The sequence below is a fragment of the bacterium genome, assembly GCA_016703265.1.
GTDB lineage: Bacteria > Krumholzibacteriota > Krumholzibacteriia > LZORAL124-64-63 > LZORAL124-64-63 > CAINDZ01.
The window spans coordinates 418,980-438,238 of the sequence record JADJCK010000003.1 but is presented as its reverse complement, the minus strand read 5'-3'; the positions used below and the strand labels follow the sequence as shown (position 1 = coordinate 438,238).

At 66.8% G+C, this 19,259-nt stretch carries 21 protein-coding genes; 11 read left to right on the top strand and 10 right to left on the bottom strand.

What is annotated here, in order from left to right:
- The first annotated feature begins 169 nt into the window (after positions 1–169).
- The 8 genes from IPG61_06115 (at position 170) to IPG61_06080 (ending at position 7,875) form a co-directional block, all read left to right on the top strand.
- A complete protein-coding gene (locus IPG61_06115; GenBank protein MBK6733654.1) occupies positions 170–3,157 on the top strand; it encodes an Hpt domain-containing protein in 2,988 nt (995 codons plus the stop codon).
- A gap of 58 nt (positions 3,158–3,215) precedes the next feature.
- Positions 3,216–3,716, top strand: coding sequence for a purine-binding chemotaxis protein CheW (locus IPG61_06110; protein ID MBK6733653.1), 501 nt, complete (start codon positions 3,216–3,218; stop codon positions 3,714–3,716).
- A 53-nt stretch (positions 3,717–3,769) separates the two neighbouring features.
- Positions 3,770–4,591, top strand: coding sequence for a protein-glutamate O-methyltransferase (locus IPG61_06105; protein MBK6733652.1), 822 nt, complete (start codon positions 3,770–3,772; stop codon positions 4,589–4,591).
- Positions 4,592–4,659: 68 nt separating this feature from the next.
- Entirely contained in the window at positions 4,660–5,109 is a 450-nt protein-coding gene (locus IPG61_06100) for a chemotaxis protein CheD (protein ID MBK6733651.1), read from the top strand.
- Positions 5,106–5,996 (top strand): HDOD domain-containing protein, encoded by an 891-nt coding sequence (locus IPG61_06095; protein ID MBK6733650.1) that lies wholly within the window; start codon positions 5,106–5,108, stop codon positions 5,994–5,996. The genes IPG61_06100 and IPG61_06095 overlap by 4 nt, the downstream gene beginning before the upstream one ends.
- Positions 5,971–6,360 carry a response regulator gene (locus IPG61_06090; GenBank protein ID MBK6733649.1) on the top strand — a complete coding sequence of 130 codons (390 nt, stop codon included), beginning with the start codon at positions 5,971–5,973 and terminating at the stop codon, positions 6,358–6,360. Before IPG61_06095 ends, IPG61_06090 begins: the two co-directional genes overlap by 26 nt.
- Positions 6,353–6,811 (top strand): chemotaxis protein CheX, encoded by a 459-nt coding sequence (locus IPG61_06085; protein MBK6733648.1) that lies wholly within the window; start codon positions 6,353–6,355, stop codon positions 6,809–6,811. The genes IPG61_06090 and IPG61_06085 overlap by 8 nt, the downstream gene beginning before the upstream one ends.
- Before the next feature lie 5 nt (positions 6,812–6,816).
- Positions 6,817–7,875, top strand: a complete 1,059-nt coding sequence (locus IPG61_06080; GenBank protein MBK6733647.1) for a chemotaxis response regulator protein-glutamate methylesterase — start codon at positions 6,817–6,819, stop codon at positions 7,873–7,875.
- A 332-nt stretch (positions 7,876–8,207) separates the two neighbouring features.
- Here the strand turns inward: IPG61_06080 and IPG61_06075 are convergent, their stop codons facing one another.
- The 4 genes from IPG61_06075 to thiI all read right to left on the bottom strand — a co-directional run bounded on the left by IPG61_06075 (position 8,208) and on the right by thiI (position 11,528).
- Positions 8,208–8,690, bottom strand: a complete 483-nt coding sequence (locus IPG61_06075) for a hypothetical protein (protein ID MBK6733646.1) — start codon at positions 8,688–8,690, stop codon at positions 8,208–8,210.
- A gap of 5 nt (positions 8,691–8,695) precedes the next feature.
- On the bottom strand, positions 8,696–9,763 hold the full coding sequence (locus IPG61_06070) for a chemotaxis protein CheX (protein ID MBK6733645.1): 1,068 nt from the start codon (positions 9,761–9,763) through the stop codon (positions 8,696–8,698).
- Positions 9,760–10,122, bottom strand: coding sequence for a response regulator (locus IPG61_06065; protein MBK6733644.1), 363 nt, complete (start codon positions 10,120–10,122; stop codon positions 9,760–9,762). Before IPG61_06065 ends, IPG61_06070 begins: the two co-directional genes overlap by 4 nt.
- A 173-nt stretch (positions 10,123–10,295) precedes the next feature.
- Positions 10,296–11,528, bottom strand: coding sequence for a tRNA 4-thiouridine(8) synthase ThiI (gene thiI / locus IPG61_06060; GenBank protein MBK6733643.1), 1,233 nt, complete (start codon positions 11,526–11,528; stop codon positions 10,296–10,298).
- A gap of 155 nt (positions 11,529–11,683) precedes the next feature.
- Here thiI and IPG61_06055 point away from each other — a divergent pair, with 155 nt between their 5' ends.
- The 3 genes from IPG61_06055 (at position 11,684) to IPG61_06045 (ending at position 14,566) form a co-directional block, all read left to right on the top strand.
- A complete protein-coding gene (locus tag IPG61_06055) occupies positions 11,684–12,982 on the top strand; it encodes a glucose-6-phosphate isomerase (GenBank protein ID MBK6733642.1) in 1,299 nt (432 codons plus the stop codon).
- 148 nt (positions 12,983–13,130) lie between these two features.
- Entirely contained in the window at positions 13,131–14,000 is an 870-nt protein-coding gene (locus IPG61_06050; GenBank protein ID MBK6733641.1) for a hypothetical protein, read from the top strand.
- Positions 14,001–14,254: 254 nt separating this feature from the next.
- Positions 14,255–14,566, top strand: coding sequence for a hypothetical protein (locus tag IPG61_06045; GenBank protein ID MBK6733640.1), 312 nt, complete (start codon positions 14,255–14,257; stop codon positions 14,564–14,566).
- A gap of 303 nt (positions 14,567–14,869) precedes the next feature.
- Here the strand turns inward: IPG61_06045 and IPG61_06040 are convergent, their stop codons facing one another.
- The 6 genes from IPG61_06040 to IPG61_06015 form a co-directional block, all read right to left on the bottom strand.
- Complete coding sequence (locus IPG61_06040; GenBank protein ID MBK6733639.1) at positions 14,870–15,478, bottom strand: peroxiredoxin; 609 nt, start codon at positions 15,476–15,478, stop codon at positions 14,870–14,872.
- A gap of 107 nt (positions 15,479–15,585) precedes the next feature.
- Entirely contained in the window at positions 15,586–16,008 is a 423-nt protein-coding gene (locus tag IPG61_06035) for a transcriptional repressor (GenBank protein MBK6733638.1), read from the bottom strand.
- A gap of 243 nt (positions 16,009–16,251) precedes the next feature.
- The gene (locus IPG61_06030) at positions 16,252–17,403 is read right to left on the bottom strand and encodes a porin (GenBank protein MBK6733637.1); all 1,152 of its coding nucleotides are present in this window, start codon (positions 17,401–17,403) and stop codon (positions 16,252–16,254) included.
- 534 nt (positions 17,404–17,937) lie between these two features.
- A complete protein-coding gene (locus IPG61_06025) occupies positions 17,938–18,138 on the bottom strand; it encodes a hypothetical protein (GenBank protein MBK6733636.1) in 201 nt (66 codons plus the stop codon).
- Positions 18,116–18,631, bottom strand: coding sequence for a hypothetical protein (locus IPG61_06020; protein ID MBK6733635.1), 516 nt, complete (start codon positions 18,629–18,631; stop codon positions 18,116–18,118). The genes IPG61_06025 and IPG61_06020 overlap by 23 nt, the downstream gene beginning before the upstream one ends.
- Positions 18,624–19,142: a hypothetical protein gene (locus IPG61_06015; GenBank protein MBK6733634.1), complete on the bottom strand. Its 519-nt coding sequence runs from the start codon at positions 19,140–19,142 to the stop codon at positions 18,624–18,626. Before IPG61_06015 ends, IPG61_06020 begins: the two co-directional genes overlap by 8 nt.
- Positions 19,143–19,259: the final 117 nt, after the last annotated feature.

The following is a 19,259-nucleotide window of genomic DNA, read 5'->3' as shown; positions in this document are numbered from 1 at the left end:
CAGCGGAATCGCGGCCGGTTGCCGGCGGCGGGCGGAGATGCGGCAGGATGGTCGGCAGGCGCGGGATGCGGCGGGGAACCGCCGCGAATCGACGCCCGGCGATCAGAAATCTGTCGCCGCCTGCGGCGGAAACGGCCTGAGGCGCTTCGAGACTGAGGGTGCGTGCCACATGAGCAAGTCCACGGTGCTTGAGCTGCTCGAACAGATCGCCGAGACGGTGGTCTTCATCGACCAGGACACTCCGGCAGGGTTCGCGACCGTCGAGAACGACCTGACCACGCTGTCCGGTCGCCTGGCCGAGGTCGGCCGCCTTCAGGAATCGGCGATCTGCGCCAATGCGGCGCACCTGGCCGGCGGCCTGGCCAAAGGATTCGGCAACCCGGCACAGGCCCTCAAAGTACTGACTGCGGGCCTCGACGCCCTGCGTGCCAGCCTGGGCCAGGAATGCCATCCGGAAGACGCCGGCTTCCCGGCCGAGCTCGCGACGGCGGAGGCGACCGCAGTGGTGTCCGAGTCGCTGGCCGAGCCTGCGCCGGTCAACGAGCCTGCGCCGGTCAACGAGCCTGCGGTCGCGTCCGAGGTTGAAGTCGCCGTCGCGGTCGAAGCCGATGTCGCAGCCGCCTGCGAAGAGGCGCCCGCTGATGCCGCCCCCGTCGCCGTGGCCGCGCCCGCTGTCCATGTACCGGTGACGCCTTTGGCCAGCGACGTCCTCAGCATGGTGGACGAGTCCATCATGAGCGAGTTCCTGGCCCGCCAGGCCGATGTGCTGGACGAGATCGAGAAGGAACTGCTCAACGTCGAGGACGGCACCTCCGAAGGCGACCTGACCGGCCTGTTGCGCTTCTTCCATACGCTCAAGGGCGAATCGGCGCTGCTGGGCATGCCCCATGTGGCCGAGCTCTGCCACGCCACCGAGGACATGATGCAGAGCGAGCCGCTGGCCGCCTGCGTCGAGCGCCTGCTCGACGTCAAGGACTGGCTGGGTTCGGTGATGCGCCAGTACTCCGGCGCCAATGTCGTGCCGGCGCCCGTCATGGACATCATGGCGCGGCTGAAGGAGATCCCCGCGGCGCCAGCTCCGGCCGTGGCACCGACGGTCGCGACGCCAGTCGCGCCCGTGCCCGTTGCCGTGGATGAGGCGGAGGTCGCCACGTACGAAGTGGTGGCCTACATCGGCCACAACGTCCTCGACAGCGACACCGACCTGATCCACGACTTCGTGGCCGAGGCCGTCGAGCATCTCGACGCCTCGGAAGGCCACCTGCTGGCCATCGAGAAGGATCCGCACCAGTCCGAGGCGCTGAACGCCGTCTTCCGCGCGTTCCACACCATCAAGGGCCTGGCCGGGTTCATCGAGCTCGAGCACATCAAGGACCTGGCCCACAAGGCCGAGAACCTGCTCGACATGGCGCGCCGCAGCGAACTGGAGCTTGTCGGCAACAACATGGACCTCGTCTTCGAGTCGGTCGACATGATGAAGCGACTGGTCGAAGGCGTGACGGCAGCGCTCGGCGGCGACGGGCGCCTGACCGGTGAAAGCCGGCTGGCGAGCCTGATGACGCGGCTGGTGGCGGCCACCGACACGAAACGGGCGGCCCCGGCCCCCGTCGTCGCTGCGACTCCCGCGCCGGAGCCGGTCGCCGCCCCTGCGGCCGCGCCGAAGAAGCCCGGCACCGGGTTCATCCCCCTCGGCAACATGAAGAAGACGGCAAGCGCCCCGGCAGCCCAGGCGGCGGCGCCCGCACCGGTCGCCACGGCGCCGGTCGCGCCCGTCGCGCCGGTTGCGGCAGCCGAGGCGGACGGCGATCAGCGCGGGGGCAAGGCGCCCTCCAAGGTGCGCGAGGCCATGCGCGTGGACGCCGAGCGCCTGGACCACCTGATCGAGACGATCGGCGAGCTGGTCATCGCCGAGTCGATGGTCAGCCAATCGCCCGAGATCAAGCGGACCGGCATGTCGGTGAAGCTGGCCAAGGACATCGACCACCTGGACAAGATCTGCCGCGAGTTGCAGGAGATCGGCATGTCCCTGCGGATGGTGCCGGTGCGGCCCGTGTTCCAGAAGATGGCCCGCCTAGTGCGCGACCTGTCGAAGAAGCAGGATCGCGAGGTGGAGTTCGTCGTCAGCGGCGAGGACACCGAGCTGGACAAGAACGTCGTCGACAAGATCGGCGATCCGCTGGTGCACATGGTCCGCAACGCGGTCGACCACGGCATCGAGGCCGACCCCGCCGACCGCCTGAAGCTGGGCAAGCCGGCGCAGGGGCGCATCGAGCTGAGGGCGTTCCACAAGGGCGGCAACATCTGCATCGAGATCGAGGATGACGGCAAGGGCCTGGACCGCGAGGCGATCCTCGCCAAGGCCATCAGCCGCGGCATGCTGCGCGAAGGCGAGAACCCGAGCGATCGCGACCTGTTCGCGCTGATCTTCGAGCCCGGCTTCTCGACCGCCAAGCAGGTCACCGACATCTCCGGCCGCGGTGTGGGCATGGACGTCGTGCGCCGGAACATCGAGGAGCTGCGCGGAACCGTCGACATCTCGTCGGCGCCCGGCAAGGGCTCCACGTTCAGCATCAAGCTGCCGCTCACGCTGGCCATCATCGAGGGCATGGTCATTCGCGTCGGGGAGGAGCACTACATCATCCCCACGCTGTCGGTGGTGCGGCTGATCCGGCCGCAGGCCCGCGACGTGACGCATGTCTTCGACCGCGGCGAGATGCTCGCATTCGAGGGGAATCACCTGCCGCTGTTCCGGCTGGCCGGCCTGTTCGACGTCAACGAGGCCAAGGTGCGCCCGGAAGAGGCCATGGTCGTCGTCGTCGAGGACGAGGGACGCAAGGTCGGCCTGATGGCCGACGAGCTGCTGGGCCAGCAGTCGATCGTGATCAAGAGCCTGGGCGAGACGATGCAGGGCACCGACGGCGTCGCCGGCGGCGCCATCATGAGCAACGGCAACGTCGCCCTGATCCTCGATATCGCCGGGATCGTGCGTGTCGCCCACCAGGTCGACACCACCGCGCATTCCCGCGTCTGCCGCGGCGCCGCCACGGCCACGCTGGACCAGGCGGTCACCGCGGGGGGCGCCCTGCCCGCGATGGAATACGTCGACGGCGACCTTGAGGCCGTCGAGGGACGCGAACCGGCAACGCAGACGGTCTAGCAACGGGCCGGGCGTGGCCCGGCGCAACCGGGGCAACACCCCGTGACGGAGGTAGGACATGGCAACGGAATCGACGGCCGCCAGGATCGCGCAGGCGGGGAAATTCCTCTCGTTCATCCTGGGCGAAGAGGAATACGGGCTGGAGATCCTGAAGGTGCAGGAGATCAACGGCATGATGGGCATCACCCGCGTGCCGCGGACGCCGGACTATGTTCGCGGCGTGATCAACCTGCGCGGTCGCGTGATCCCCATCGTGAGCCTTCGCAAGAAGTTCAAGATGCCGGCCGTGGCCGACACCGAGAAGACGTGCATCATCGTGGTCCAGGTCCGTTATGTGGACCGCGAGATCACGATGGGCATCATCGTCGACGAGGTCTCGGAAGTGCTGAACATCGGTGACGGCCAGATCGAGCCGCCCCCGAGCTTCGGCGGCGGCATGGAAGAAGCCGACTTCATCACCGGCATGGGCAAGCTCGAGAACAAGGTCGTGATCCTGTTGGATATCGACCGCGTGATGAGCGGCACCGAGATGGAAGCCGTCATGCAGGCTGCGAACTGATGAACGCGGGGCGCAGGGATGCGGCGGTCCTGGACCGGCCGGCAGCAACGGGGATGACGCCGGCGGAGCTGGCGGCGTACCAGAAGCTGCTGTTCGACCAGACCGGCATCGTCCTCCAGGACAACAAGCGCGCGCTGGTCGAGGCGCGGGTTTCGTTGCGCCTGCGCGCCCTCGGCATGTCGTCGTTCGGCGAGTACCTGGAGCTTCTGCGCCAGGACAGGACGGGAGAAGAGCTGGTCCAGCTCATCGATGCCGTCTCGACCAACGTTACGCACTTCTTCCGCGAGGACGAGCATTTCCAGTTCCTGTCCGAGGTGACGGAAGGCTGGGCCAGGCAGGGTGCGGAACGTCTCCGCATCTGGTCCGCGGCGTGCTCGACCGGCGAGGAGCCGTACTCGATCGCGATGACCGTCGGTACCCCGAACGGGCGCCGGAACGCGGATATCCGCATCCTGGCCACCGACATCAGCACCCGCGTGCTGGCGGAGGCCCAGGCGGGGCGGTATCCCGAGGGGCGTCTGTCGACCGTGCCCGAGGCTCGTCGGCGCACCTGCTTCACCCGCGTGAGCGCGGGGGGCGAGACGCTCTACGAAGTGAAGCCGGAGTTGCGGCGGCTGGTGATGTTCCGCCGCCTGAACTTCAAGGCGATGCCGTATCCGATTCGCGGCACCTTCGACGTCATCTTCTGTCGGAACGCGATGATCTATTTCGACCGGCCTCAGAGGGAACGCATGGTCAGGGAGTTTGCGCGGCTTCTCAAGCCGGGCGGCTATCTGCTCGTGGGTCACGCCGAGACGCTCATCGGGATGTCCGATTGCTTCCGCGTGATCCGACCTTCGATCTACGAACGGCTGAAGGACGGGGTGAGACCTTGACTCAAGTCATCGAGAGGCCCGGACAGAGCCTGCGCTCCAGGCGCAGCATCTGCGTGGACATCAGCGACATGAAGCTCTCGCGGAACCGCGAAGACGTCATCGTCACGTACTCGCTGGGATCGTGCGTCGGCCTCACGCTCTATGATCCGCTGGCGGGTGTCGGCGCGATGATCCACTGCATGCTGCCGATGTCGAAAATCGACCCTGAGAAGGCGCGCCTCAAGCCCTACATGTTCGTGGACACGGGCGTCGCCGCCATGCTCCATGACATGTACCAGGCGGGCGCGCAGCGGCAGAACCTGATCGCCAAGGTGGCCGGCGCGGGTTCGCCCCTGGGCAAGGAAGAGACTTTCCGGATCGGGCAGCGCAACTACACGATCCTCCGCAAGTTCCTCTGGAAGAACAACATTCTCATTGCCAAGGAAGACGTGGGCGGCAGCAAGGCGCGCACACTCTACCTGAACATGGCTGACGGACGCACCACGGTGAAGTCCGAGGGACAGGAGGTGGAGCTGTGAGCGAGCGCGAAACAATCCTGGCCAGGATCCAGACGGTCCCGTCCCTGCCGTCGGTGGTGATCAAGCTGCGGCAGTATCTCAACGAGCCGGACGTCAACTTCGACGCCCTCGCGCGGATGATCGAATACGATCCGGGACTCACGGCCAACGTGCTGCAGCTGTCCAATTCCGCCTATTTCGGCTGGTCGCGCTCCATTCGCACGGTCAAGGAAGCGATCGTGCGCCTGGGCACCAACCGGATCTTCCAGATGGTCCTCTGCATGTCGGTGGCGCCCCTGGTGCGCAAGCCCATCAAGGGCTACGACATGGATTCCGAGGGGCTCTGGCGGCATTCGATCGCGACGGCGATCTGCGCCGAGCTGGTGGCCGCTGAACTGGAACTGGAGTGCCGCGGCGAGGCCTTCACGGCCGGCCTGCTGCACGACATGGGCAAGATCGTGCTGGGCACCTTCGTCGAAGTGGACGACGAGCCCATCAAGGAAGTCATGCGCATGGACGGCTTGGCCTTCAACGAGGCCGAGCAGATGGTCCTGGGCATCGACCACGCCGAAGTGGCGGCCGAACTGCTGCGCACCTGGAACCTGCCGGACGACGTGTGCGATGCCGTGCGCTGGCACCACCAGCCCTCGCGCGCCGAGGAGAACCGGCGCGAGCTGGCCGACCTGGTGCACGTGGCGGACATCCTCTGCATGGACTTCGGCTTCGGCGGCGGCGCCGATGGCCTGAGCTATCGCCTGGACAAGAGCGCGAGCGAACGGCTCGGGCTGGGGGTCGGGATCGCCGAGAAGGTCGGCGCCCAGATCATGATCGCGGTGAACGAGCTGGATTCGATGTTCTCGACAGTCAGGGAAGGTGAAAGCAATGGCGTTCAACATTCTGCTCGTTGACGACTCGGTCACCGTCAGGGCTGTGATCAGCAAGGCCCTGCATCTGGCCGGCGTCGACATCAACCTCCTGTATCAGGCCGGCAACGGGCAGGAGGCGCTGGAGATCCTGGAGGCCGAGTGGATCGACCTCGTGCTGTGCGACATCAGCATGCCGATCATGGACGGCGAGACGCTGGTCGCGCGCATGGTCGACAACGGCATGATCAAGACGGTGCCGATCGTCATCGTGTCGTCGGCCGGAAGTGAGCCGCGCATCGCGCGCCTGAAGGATCTGGGTGTCCGCGACTACATCCAGAAGCCGTTCACGCCCGAACGCATCCGCGAGGTTGTCGACAACGTGATGGGGGTTGCGAAAGATGCGTGACGACGTCCTGACGTCCGTGAGTTCGACCTTCCTGGAAGTGGTCGAGCAGCTGACGTTCATGTTCGGCGAGCCCGCTGCCAAGTCCGGCGTCCTGGATGCCGACGGCGACTACGTGATGGCGCAGCTCGATTTCACGGGTGACGTGACCGGCAGGCTTTCGCTGGCCGTGCCGTCCGACTGCGTGCCGGAGATCGCGGCCAACATCCTCGGCCTGGAGCCGGAAGAGATGGAAGCCAGTACGATGGCCCCCGATTCGCTGGGCGAGATGCTCAACGTCATCTGCGGGCACGTGATCATGGCGATCGCCGGCAAGGGTGCCGACTTCCGCCTGGGCGGTCCGGAAGTGGGCCCGGCCACCCCGGAGTTCCTGGCCTCGTGCGTGGATGATGAAAACTGGTTGGGATTTCTCCTCGAGGAGAATGTGGTGCTGTTGGGCCTCGTCACGGAGTAGGCGCCTTGAAGAACATCCGCGTGCTCATTGTCGATGATTCGCCGACCGTCTGCGCCATTATCAAGCGCGGGCTGCAGGCTGCCGAGGGCATCGAGGTCATCGGGATGGCGCCCGATCCCTTTGTTGCCCGCGACATGATCGTCAAGAACCCGCCCGACGTGGTGACGCTCGACATCGAGATGCCGCGCATGGACGGCCTGACGTTCCTGACCAAGCTGATGAAGCATTTCCCGCTGCCGGTGGTCGTGGTTTCCACTCTCACCCCGGCCGGCAGCAGCAAGGCCCTGGAAGCGCTGGCGCGCGGTGCGGTGGAGGTGGTCGGCAAGAACGTGGCCGACGACCGCCGCCAGGCGTTCGTGATTGAACTGGTGGGCAAGGTGCGGGCAGCCGCGCGGGCCACGGTTCGCGCGCGGCCGGCGGCCCTCCCGTCGGCTCCGGCGATGGCGCCGGCGCCGGTCGGACCGCTGGGCGCGCTGCGGAGCGCCGGTCGTCATGTCCTGGCCATCGGCGCCAGCACCGGCGGCACCGAGGCCCTGGCGCGCATCTTCGAGCGCCTGCCCGGCAACACGCCGCCCACGGTGATCGTGCAGCACATGCCGCCCGTGTTCACGATGCAGCTGGCCGAGCGGTTGAACCGCCTGTCGGCGATGACCGTCCGCGAAGCGACGAACGGCGAGATGCTGGTACCCGGCCTGGCCCTGCTGGCGCCCGGCGACCGGCACCTGATGCTGCGGCGCGCCGGCGCCGGCTATCGCGTGGAACTGAAGGATGGTCCGAAGGTGAGCGGGCACAAGCCGTCGGTGGATGTCCTGTTCCGCTCCGTGGCGGAGGCGGCGGGCGCCGACGCGGTGGGCGTCATCCTGACCGGTATGGGCGCCGACGGTGCGCAGGGCCTGCTGCAGATGCGCCAGGCCGGCGCCGACACCATCGGGCAGGACGAAGCCTCATGCGTCGTCTACGGCATGCCCCGTGAGGCCGCCAACCTGGGTGCGGTCGCGACCGTGTCCGCCCTCGACCGGATTCCCGAGCGGATCTGCCGCGCCGTCGAGTCCGTTCGCGCCTGAACCGTCCCCGCTCTGCTGTTCGCGGCCGCTCCGGCTCCCCGGCGCGGCCGCGTCGTCTTTCCAGAGCTTCTGCAGCCAGCTGGCGCCGCCCGAAGTGGAGCTGACGATGGCGACGATGCCCAGGACGACGACGGCCAGGACCGTCAGGGCCAGCGGCAGGAAGTGCAGGGGCATCGGACGGACTCCCGGGGACGTTGATGTCGCGTGGACGGTGACCGGACCCGCGCAAGATAGGGATGAACAGGTACCGCCGCCGCCGCCACGGACGCAAACGCCCGGCTTCGCGGCCGGGCGTCGGGTGGCGAAGGTGGCGCGGCGCTGCGGAGCGCCCGCTAGGGTGCGATCAGCGTGATGGTGCCGTTGCCGTAGGGCGTCTTGCCCACGTAGTCGATGCGCTTGCCGGGATCGAGGATCCAGGCCACGAAGTCGTCGGCTGCGGGCACCTGGTAGAGGAACGTCTTCGTCGGGGCCACGTGGGGATTCAGGTCGATGGCATTGAAGAGCGTGCGCAGGTTGTTGATCACTTCGGTGACCGCCTCGACCACCGGCTCGTCGGCTTCGCCCGCGTTGAACTGGTTCTGCAGGCTGACCGGCGGCAGCAGGATCAGCTTGCCGCCGATGTAGAGCGTGGCCGCGAGGTCGGTGATGACCGCACCCTCCACTTCGAGGTCCTTGCCCTGCAGGAACGTGATGTAACAGCCGGGCTCGGGCTTCCGCAGGTCCCAGCCCTCGCCGCGCCTGAACAGGGGCTTCTCGCCGATCAACATCTCGATCAGGTCGAAGATCTCCGCCTGCTTCGGGAACACGAGCGCCACGGCGATCAGCCTTCCTGCCAGATCAGGATGACATGGGCCGACACTTCGCCAGGGCCGCGCACGGTCTGCGCCATGCCCTGGATGCCGGAGGCAAAGAACTCGAAGCAGCCGCGTCCTTCCATGAACAGCGGCAGGCCGAGCTGCACCTTCTGCCCGGCCGCGGCGCGACTGGCCTTCAGGACGCCGGCGGCAACATTGGCGATCTCGCCCAGGGCGTCGGCCATGTCGGCCATCGCCGGGTCCTCGTCCGCTTCCATGGCGAAGAGGTTGCGCGTCAGCGCCTCGCAGCTGCCGCGGCTGCCCATCACGGCCAGCTGCCACCCCCCGGTTTCGGAGGTCAGGGCGATGCTGCTTCCGTATTCGACGTCCGCGTCCCGGGGATCGGACGGGCTCGGGTCGACCTCGAGTTCCAGGTTCATCTGGATCGCACAGGTCTCGACCACGGCCCGCACGGCTTCCTGAAGCACCTGCGTGGGCACTGAACGCCCCGCAGTCACGGTTCCGTCGACGGTCTGGGTGGACATAAGCCGTTCGCCTCCGTCACGTTGGCCATACTGCCAGATCAGGACCATCTGCATGACGGTCCCGTCCGGGGCCTGCAGGGTCTGGCCGATGGCGTTGACATTACGTGGAAAATACCGGACCCAGCTGTTGCCCTTCAGGAAGATCGGCAGGCCCAATTGATACTGTTCGCCGGCCGTGCGCTCGCGCATCGCCTTCCACACGCCGGCAGCGACGTTCGGGATCTCCCGCAAGCCGTCGCCCATGTCCTCGAGACTTGGTTCCTCGTCCTCTTCCATCGCGAACAGGATGCGCGTGAGCTTCCTCGCCGTCTCCACCGGGAAGCCGCAGGCGAACTGGTAGTTCACCTGGTCGTTGGCCACGGCCAACGTGCTTCCGTAGGCGATGAGGTCGGGGTTGGGCGTGCCGGGCATGCCGACCAGTTCGAGTTCCATCTGGAACTGGACCCGGAAGGTCTGCCGGAACGCGGCCACCGCTTCCTGCAGCGACTCGAGCTTCGACATCAGGTCGGTCGGATCCTCGACCCGATGCATGCGAGCCAGGGTTGTCACTGGACAAACGCCCCCAGCACCTGCGCCATGTCCTCGGCGGTGAACGGCTTCGCGAGCAGGAACATGGCCCCACCCTCGGTCGCCTGGTCCACCATCTCCTTGGTGCTCTCCGAAGTCACGAACCCGAAGGGGATCTCAAAGCCGCCGGCGTTCAGGGCGGTCAGGAACTCGATCCCGGTCATCTCGGGCATGTGCCAGTCCGAGAGGATCAGGTCCGGCTTCTGCGCCTTGACCACGTCGAGAGCCTCGCGGCCGTTCTCGGCCTCGATGATCTCGTGGCCTTCGAAGCCCGCCTGGCGGATCGTGCGCGAAACGATGCGCCGCATCGCGCGTGAATCGTCCACCACCAGAATCTTCATCTTCCAAGCCTCCTGCTTGTCGCCATGCCTGCCGCAAACGCCGTCCGGCCGGGTACGCCGGTCCCGCGCCGCGCAGCGAGGCGTTGGCCGTTCAGGTACGAGCCCGTTCCGGCTCAACGAGTTCATCGGTTGGAGCGGGCGTCGATTTAGGTTTTTCTTCAGGAGACCGTGGATCAGCCCTCAGGCCCGATGACGCGCCGGACGGATGCGTCGGCGGCCTCGCGAACCGCCTCCTCGAGGCCCATGGCCTCGGACAGGCGCAGCAGGTCGATGCCGCGGGCGTTCAGGATGGGCCGTGGCGAACGGATGGAGCAGCAGTCGCGGTAGGGCTGGATCGAGGTGTTGAAAAGGCCGGTTCGCTGGCTCCAGGCCGTGATCTCATGCTTGTCCAGGCCCACCAGCGGCCGGAGGATGGGCAGGCTCACGTCCGGGCTGATGGCGGCCAGGTTGTGCAGGGTCTGGCTGGCGACCTGGCCCAGGCTGTCGCCGGTGACCAGGGCCAGGCACTTGTGGCGCCGGGCCAGGCGGGCCGCCGTGCGCACCATGAAGCGGCGGAACATGACCATGTCGTAGCGGTCGTCGATGGTCCCGATCGCGCGCGTCTCGTACGGCACCACCGGAACCAGGTGCAGGTGCAGCGGGATGGGCATCCAGCGCGCGAGCAGGCGCACCAGTTCCTCGATCTTCGCGCAGTCGGCCTCCTCGACGTTGCGTCCGCTGTAGAAGTGCACGAAGTCCGCACGGCTGCCGCGCCGCATCATCATCCATGCGGCCACGGGCGAGTCGATGCCGCCGGAGAGCAGCACCATCGTGCGCCCGCTCGAGGTGGCAGGCAGGCCGCCGAATGCCTGTTCCTTCAGGGCGAATGCGAGCACGCTCTCGCGCAGCACGAGCACGTCGATGACGAAGTCGGCATCGACCATGCGCCCCGGCAACCCGCTGCGATGGTGGACGGCGGCGCCCACCACGGCGCCGATCTGCAGGCTGTTCAGCCCGAAGCTGTGGTCGCTGCGCCGCGCGTGGATGCGGAAGTTCCGCGCATTGCCGGCACCCTCGTCCGCCAGCTGGCAGGCGGCCCCGCACAACTGGGTCAGGCGCGGCTCGTGTCCGTCGGCCAGGTCCTCGGCCAGCTCGGCGTCGAGTTCGGCGCGCGGCAACTCGATGGCCGGCGACACCCACTGCAGCCCGAACACACGGTGCAGCCTCGTCGCCGCCTCCGTGGTCTGCGATTCGTCGCGCAACCGCACCAGCAGCCGACTCTCGACATGGTGGATGGTCACGCCGCCCAGGCCCTTCAGCGCCGCCTGCATGTTGTTGATGAGCTTGCGCAGGAACATGGTCCGATTGCGCCCCTTGAGGGCGATCTCGGAATAGGTGCAGGCGATGACGGACGTGGGGAAGGACATGGTTCTCCCGCTTGATTCCGCGCCGGGCGGCTGTATTGTGGGCGCTGCCGCCACAGGGTGGGTCTGGTGCAGAATGTACCAGTCCGGGCCGGGGGCGCAAGGTGGGGCCCGTCCCCACATGATTCGCAGGGAATTCGCCAGGGAAGGACGCGCGCATGCTGGAAGCCGCCGGAGTCAGCCTCGATCTCGCGGGAACAGGGTCGTTCCTCGCCACCTCGCAACTGGAAGCGCTGGCGCCGCGCGTGGCCGCAGCGGCCCGCGGACTGGCCCAGGGCACCTGTGCCGGGCATGAGTTCCTGGGCTGGCTGGACCTGCCTTCGCGCATCGACGAGGCCTCCCTGGCCGCGTGCGCCACTGCTGCCGCGCGTGCGAAGGCCGACTCGCAGGCCGTGGTGGTCGTGGGCATCGGCGGCTCGTACCTGGGCGCGCGCGCGGTGCTCGACGCGCTGCCGCCGGGGCCGGGCGCCGGCGTGCCGCTGCTGTTTGCCGGCACGGGCCTGTGCTCCGCGTCGCTGGACCACGTGCTGCGGACCGTCGAGGACCGCGACTTCCGCGTCTGCGTGATCTCCAAGTCGGGCACCACCGTGGAACCCGCAGTGGCCTTCCGCGTGCTGCGCGGCCTGCTGCGCCGGCGCTACGGCGACAAGGGCGCTTCCGCGCGCATCACCGCCGTCACCGACGCCCGCAAGGGCGCGCTGCGCCAGCTGGCCGACGCCGAGGGCTGGGAGACGTTCGTGGTTCCCGATGATGTGGGCGGTCGCTTCTCGGTGCTCACGCCCGTGGGCCTGGTTCCCCTGGCAATGGCGGGCGTGGATGTGCGCGGGCTGGTCGAAGGCGCGCGCGCCATGCAGCAGGCCTGTGACAACGAGGGGCTGTTCGACAACCCGGCCCACCTGTACGCGGCCGCGCGCTACCAGCTCTACACGCAGGGCTACACCACCGAGGTCATGAGCTCGTTCCACAGCGGCCTGCACAACCTGCAGGAATGGTGGAAGCAGCTCTTCGGCGAAAGCGAGGGCAAGCAGGGGCAGGGCATCTTCCCCGCTTCGACCGTCTTCACGACCGACCTGCACAGCCTCGGCCAGTACCTGCAGGACGGCCGGCGCAACCTGCAGGAGACCTTCCTCTGCGCCCGCCGCGCCGTGCCCGGCCTGGTGGTGCCGGCCGATCCCGGCGCCGACGCCGACGGGCTCGGCTACCTGGCGGGCCGTTCGTTCGACGACATCAACTGGATCGCCTTCGAGGCCACGCGCCAGGCCCACATCCAGGGCGGCGTTCCCTGCCAGGCGCTGGCCGTGGACGAGGTCAGCCCGCGTACCGTCGGGGCCCTGCTCTACATGTTCGAGAAGGCGGTCGGCATCGGGGGCCTGCTCCTGGGCCTGAACCCGTTCGACCAGCCCGGCGTGGAGGCCTACAAGCTGGAGATGTTCCGGCGCCTGGGGCGGCCGGCCTGAGCCGGCGGGCCGGAAACGGCCATCCCGGGGCCGGGTATTCGCGCCGTTTGCCCCCACGGGTTTGGTGGCTTATTTTCGGGCGGTCCGGGAAGGCCTGACCGAGGCCTCCGCCCCGGCTGTGCGCTTGCTCCGAACCGAGGAGACTTCCTTGAAGAAGCTGCCCTTCATTTCGCCGTTGTTCGTGATCGTGCTGGCCGTCGCCCTGACCGGTTGCGGCGACAAGGTGGGCGGCAACGCCCAGGCCACGGCCAGCAATACGCCCGCTGCGAGCGCCACGCCGGCGGCCCAGCCGGCTGCCATGCCCGGCACCTGGCAGGGCACCGTCGCCGAAACCATGGACTCGGGCGGCTACACCTACGTGCTGCTGGATACCGGCACCGAAAAGCTCTGGTGCGCCAGCACGCAGACGCCCATCGCGGCCGGTGACAAGGTCACGATCCCCCAGGGCCAGATGATGGTCGACTTCCGCAGCGCGACGCTCGACCGCGTCTTCCCCGAGATCTATTTCACCACGGCCATCTGGAAGGCCGGCACCGAGCCCCAGGGCGGGGCGATGCCGCAGGGCCACCCCGGCATGGGCGGCGGTGCGGCCGGCGGCATGGGCGCGGCCGGTGGGCAGGAGATGGGCGGCGGCAATATGCCTGGCGGAATGGGCAGCGGCCCGGCCGGCGGCACCAAGCTGGCCCTCGACGACCAGCATGTGTCCGGTGTGGCCAAGGTGGCCGGCGGCTACCAGGTGGGCGAGATCTACGCCAAGGGCGCCGAGCTGGGCGGCAAGGCCGTCAAGGTGCGCGGCCGCGTGGTCAAGTTCACGCCCAACATCATGGGCACCAACTGGATCCACATCCAGGACGGCTCGGGCGAGGGCGCCACGGTCGACCTGACCGTCACGACCAGTGAGATCGTCGCTGTCGGCGATGTCATCGTGGCCGAGGGCGTGCTGGCCATCGACAAGGATTTCGGGGCCGGGTACGTCTATGCAGCCATCATAGAAAAGGCTGCGATCACCAAGGAATAGCGGCCCTTTGGCGCTGTTTCCTGGCTGTGGGTGAAATGAAGGGATCCCGGGCTGTCCTCGCCCTTCGGGCTGCGGATTGCCCGGGATCCCTTCATTTCACCCACAGCCAGGCAACCGACGAAATGGCCGCTATTCCTTCGTGACGGCGGCCTTTTCGATGAGGTAGAGTGGAGACATGAGCGACGCGGATAAACTCCAGTTACCTGGACGCACTGCCGTCGAAGCGGAAGCCTTCGCGGCGGCTGATCATCGGCGTGGCGGTGGCCGTGGTGGTCGTCGCGACGCTCGCCGCATTGTCGACGCTGCGCAACCCGGTGGTGGCGCGCGTCAACATGCTGGGCCTGTGCCTTGAGGTGAAGGGCGAGGACGTGGCGAAGAGCGCGCAGGGCGAGGCGCTGGCGCGCGTGCTCGTGGCTACTCCCGACAGCACCGAGGTGGAGTTGCTCCTGCCGCCGCCGGTGCCGCGGCCCGGCGATTTCGTGCCGCTTGTGGCCGACCAGTACAAGAAGGGGAATGTTTCCTACACCATCGATGCGGCTCGGTGGAGTGCCGAAGGGCCGCTGTAGGTTGCGTCAGAAACAAAGCCCGGTGCGCTGTCCTCGCCCTTCGGGCTGCGGATTGCGCACCGGGCTTTGTTTCTGACGCAACCCACAGGGGTCCTTCGGCACACCCACGTGCCCGCGGTGGTGGGGGCCATCGGCCTTCGGCCTCGGCGCGGCGGAGAGACCTGCGGTACTTGATTTTCTTACACTACTGGCGACCGGGTCTCTCGTACGGTGGAAAACAACGAGCCCGCGAAATCCGCAGCCCGAAGGGCGAGGACATCGCGGGCTCGTTGTTTTCCACCGGACGAGAGAATCGCCTGTCGCCTAGCTATGCTTCTTCAGGTACGACGCCACACCCGCCGCCGTCGGCTTCATGGCTTCGTCGCCCTTCTTCCAGTTCGCGGGGCAGACCTCGCCGTGCTCCTCGAGGTGCTGCAGCGCATCGACCAGGCGCACCATCTCGTCCACGTTGCGGCCCAGGCCCAGGTTGTTCACGGTGCTGTGCTGCACCATGCCGTTCTTGTCGATCAGGAACGTGCCGCGCAGGGCCATGCCGCCCTCGAGCAGCAGGCCGTAGTCCTGGCTGATCGTCTTCTGGAAGTCGGCCACCAGCGGGAACTGCACGTTGCCGATGCCGCCGTTCTCGGGCTTGGTGTTCTTCCAGGCCAGGTGGCTGAAGTGGCTGTCGGTGCTGACGCCGATGACTTCGCAGTTCCGCTTCTTGAACTCACCGAGCGCCTTGTCGAAGGCGATGATCTCGGACGGGCACACGAAGGTGAAGTCCAGCGGGTAGAAGAACATCACGACGTACTTGCCGCGGTAGTCCGCCAGCTTGAATTCCTTGTTGAAGCTGTTGTCCGGCATCACGGCGGTGGCGGTGAAGTCGGGGGCTTCGCTGGCAACCAGCGGCACGGGGATGAAATCGAAGTCCATGTCGTCCATCTTCATTCTCCTTGTTGCGTCCTGCGAGTGACGGCGCCTGCGGGCGCCTGGTGAACATTGTCTGAACATCGTCTGGCCCGTTGCCGCCGGGCCGGTTCTCAGGCAGCCCCGGCCGAAGCGGGGGGCCGCATGTCGTGTCCGGCGGCGCGGCAGCCCGCGCAGACGCCGAGATACTCGAGCCGCCGGCTCTCGAGCAGGAAGCCGGGCGGCAGGACCGGCGTCACCGCGCCCTGGGCCGGCCTGCCGCCTGCGCCCTGAACCGGGACGTCGGCCACCGCGCCGCAGCAACGGCAGCGGGCGTGGTCGTGCGGCGCCGGCATGCCGTCATAGCGGGCCTCGGCGCCGTGGCCGGCCAGCTTGGCCGCCAACCCCTCGGCTGCGAGCACGTCCAGGTTGCGATACACGGTGCCAAGGCTCAGGCGCGGCAGGCGGGGCCGCAGGCGCTCGTAGAGTTCAGCAGCCGTCGGATGGTCGTGCGCCGCCTGCAGTTCCGCAAGGATTTCCGCGCGCTGGGGCGTCATGCGGCGGGTGTGGGCGGACGTGGACAGGCGCAGCCTCCGTGGGTGGATTGTCGGGGGTGGCGCAGCGCGCCGACCGCCCGTGAGCATGCGTCCTATTTAATCGGAATGATTCCTGATGTCAAGGGTCATTTGCTCCCGCCTGGCTTCGCCGCAGGCTGCGCCGGTCAGGCCGGGGACCACCAAAAAAAGCCCCGGGCCGAAGCCCGGGGCTTTCAACACCAGCGATCTGGTGCCCGTTCAGATTTACCAGCTAAGAACAGCGCCGACCGAGAAGCCCGAAGGATCCTGGAAGTCGCCCGAGTCGTCAAACGTGCCAAAGGTGCCGCCCGTGCCGAAGCCAGCCTGGTTGCCGGCCAGAGCCACGTCGCCACCGTTGTCCACGAGACCTTCGCCGTTGCTGATCGAGCCGTACTGCAGGTAGACCAGCATGGTCTCGGTGAACACGCGCTCGACGCCGAAAGCCATCATCGTAGCCTTGGTGTCGCTCTCATCGACGTCGGTCGTGTCGGTGTCGTCTTCAGCGTCGGTGTTGTCGTTGAAGATGTACAGCGCGGCCTTCACATTCCACTGGGGATTGATGTGGTAGACGCCGCCCAGACCCATCAAGGACGAGTTCCAGTCCTGGATCGCCTTGGTGTAATCCGAGTACTGGTAGGTCATGGTCTGGAACAGGCCGCCCAGTTCGAATTCCGGGGCGGTGTACTTGGCAACAAAGCGCATGGACTTGTCGCCGTCGCCGTACGAGTCCGTCTCGCCGTCATATTCGCCGAAGCCGGACGACAGGGCCTCATAGGCCGCGCCGACCATGAACTTCTCGGCCGTGTACGACGCCATCGCGCTCATCGCGGTCATGGCCTCGTAGTCCTCGTCGCTCATGTCGTAGTGGTCGCCCTGGTCGAACATGTAGGCGGCGAAGATCGAGAAGCCGTCCCAGTCCGGCGACACCCAGGCGAAGAGCTCGCTCAGGCGGTTGTCCCAGCCATGGCTCACGCTACGGAAGTCGCCCAGGCGCTCGGGGAAGAACTCCACCTTGCGGCCCAGGGCCTTCAGCGGGGTGTCGTGGCGCCCGAAGACGAACTTGCCGGCCGAAGCGTGCTTCACGCCGACGTACGTGTTGCGTGCGCCGATCTCGGTGCTCGTGCGGTTGCCGGCGAAGTCCACCAGCGATTCGAACTGCCAGAAGGCCGTGAAATCCTCGTTCATCGGGGTGGTGCCCTTGAAGCCGAACCGCGACGTGTTGCTGGTCAGCCCCAGCTGGCTGTCGCTGCCGTTGTTGAGCATGTTCAGCGAGACATGCCCGACGCCGTAAAAGTTCCAGTTGGCGTCACCGGCGAAAGCGGCGCCGGCCGTGAGAAGCGTCAGGACCGACAGGGTAAGCAGCATCTTCTTGAACAACTTGGACCTCCTTGATTCCACTGGGATACTTCCGGGCAGCGAGGCCCCGGAAATCGATCAACCCCCGACCAAACGGGGACTGTCGAACATCGCCCTGGCCGACCCCAATGCCGGCCTGGACAATATTTGGCCACCCCATGGTGGCAACTCTCCGTCTTTCCAGCCGTGCGGTGCTGTCCTCAGTGCTGGTTCCGGACCGAGGCCAGATCAGAACCATGCCTCTGGATCTCCTGCAAAATCCGCAGGTCGTCGGGATCATCTGCGCAACGAGCTCTCGATTTCATCCGCCTCGTGCCGGCGCGGATGATCCCAGCAGGGGCCTTGGCCGCCGGACCTCTTCGAGGCCAGGCATTGAGCACGGCCTGTGCCAAGGCACATAATCCGTGTCCATTGAAACCATGTCAACCTTTTATCGGATCTTCGCGGACGGGTGTGGGACGTTCCTGCCGACAAAGCGGACGCCCGGGCCAATGGTCCCGGGCGCCTGCGTCGTCATGGCGGCCGTGGAGACCGTTGCCCCATCATCCGTTTCCGCTAGAAAGTGACCGTGCCGCCGACCCGGATCAGCAGCTGGTTCTGGTTGCCGAGCGACAGGAGGTTGTTCAGTTCGTCCATGTGGAGCTGGCCCTCGAGGCGCACGTTTTCGCTCGGGGAGAAGGCCAGGCCGCCGCTGTAGAAGAAGTCCATCCCGTGCTCGCTCTCGGACGCTTCGTCATCGACCACGGTCTCGGTCATCTTCATCTGCGACCAGAACGCGTTGGCGCCGGCCATCAGTTCGAAGCGCTTGCCCAAGCTGGGTCCGGCAGGCGACCCGGGTGCCCGGGATGACCGTGTTCGTGGTCTCGTCCTCGAAGTCCGTGACTTCCTCGGTGTAGGTGAGGTAGTTGACGAAGAACTCGGCCGTGACGTCGGTCATGTCATTGTTCACGAGGAAACGGCCGGCGTTTGCCGTCACGCCCATCAGGCCGATGTCCCACTCGTCCTCCTCGAACTCCTGCCAGGAGCCGCTGCCCATCACGACGCCCGCCTGGTAGATCCAGCCGTTGTCCCGCGCGAGGCGGGCCGTGATGTCGAAATTCATCATGCTGGACTCGTCCTCGGTCTCGGTGTCGCCATAGGTCGCGCTCTCGTTGAAAACGCTGGCCGCCAGGTCGAAGCCGTCCCCGTTACCCCAGGTCGCCTGGACCCCGAATGCATTGGACTTGTTGTTGAATTCGGCGTCAGGCACCCTCTTCCTTGGAGCCTGCGGCAGAGTAGAGCACGCCGAGCGAGAAAGCGCCGCCACCGCTGAGGGAGCGGGCCAAGGCGAGGTTGATCATCTGGCCCTGGGAGTATGCGCTGTACCCGGAGACGCGATCGAACAAGGCACCGGGGCTCAGGAACGGCCTGTCAAGCGTGCCGCCCCAGACGAAATTCGAGTTCTGGCCGCCGAGGTCGAACTGGCGCACCCGGAAGAGCAGGTGGGTTTTTTCGTTGTACTTCCAGTGGAGCGTGCCCTGGCCACGTCCGCTGCCCAGCTTGTCCGGATCGTATTCCGCATCGCCAACGCTGAGTTCGACGAAGTTGTCGTATTTGACGATCCAGTGCGTCCAGGAATTGAACTGTGCCGTGGTTTCCATGAGCGTTGAACCGCTCATCGCGGAATGAGAAGTCTCACCGGGCAGACCGGCGAAAGCCATGCTGCCGATACCGACGATCAGCAAGGCCAAAAAGCCACGAACGGCGACTGACATCAACATGATTTGGACCCTCCTAGTCTGGTCACGATCGTTGTCCAGCGTCGCGCTGGCCGACACTGACGCGGCCCCCGACAGACCGTCCACGGTCCTCGGGAACCCGTTGTAGCGCCGGAAGCC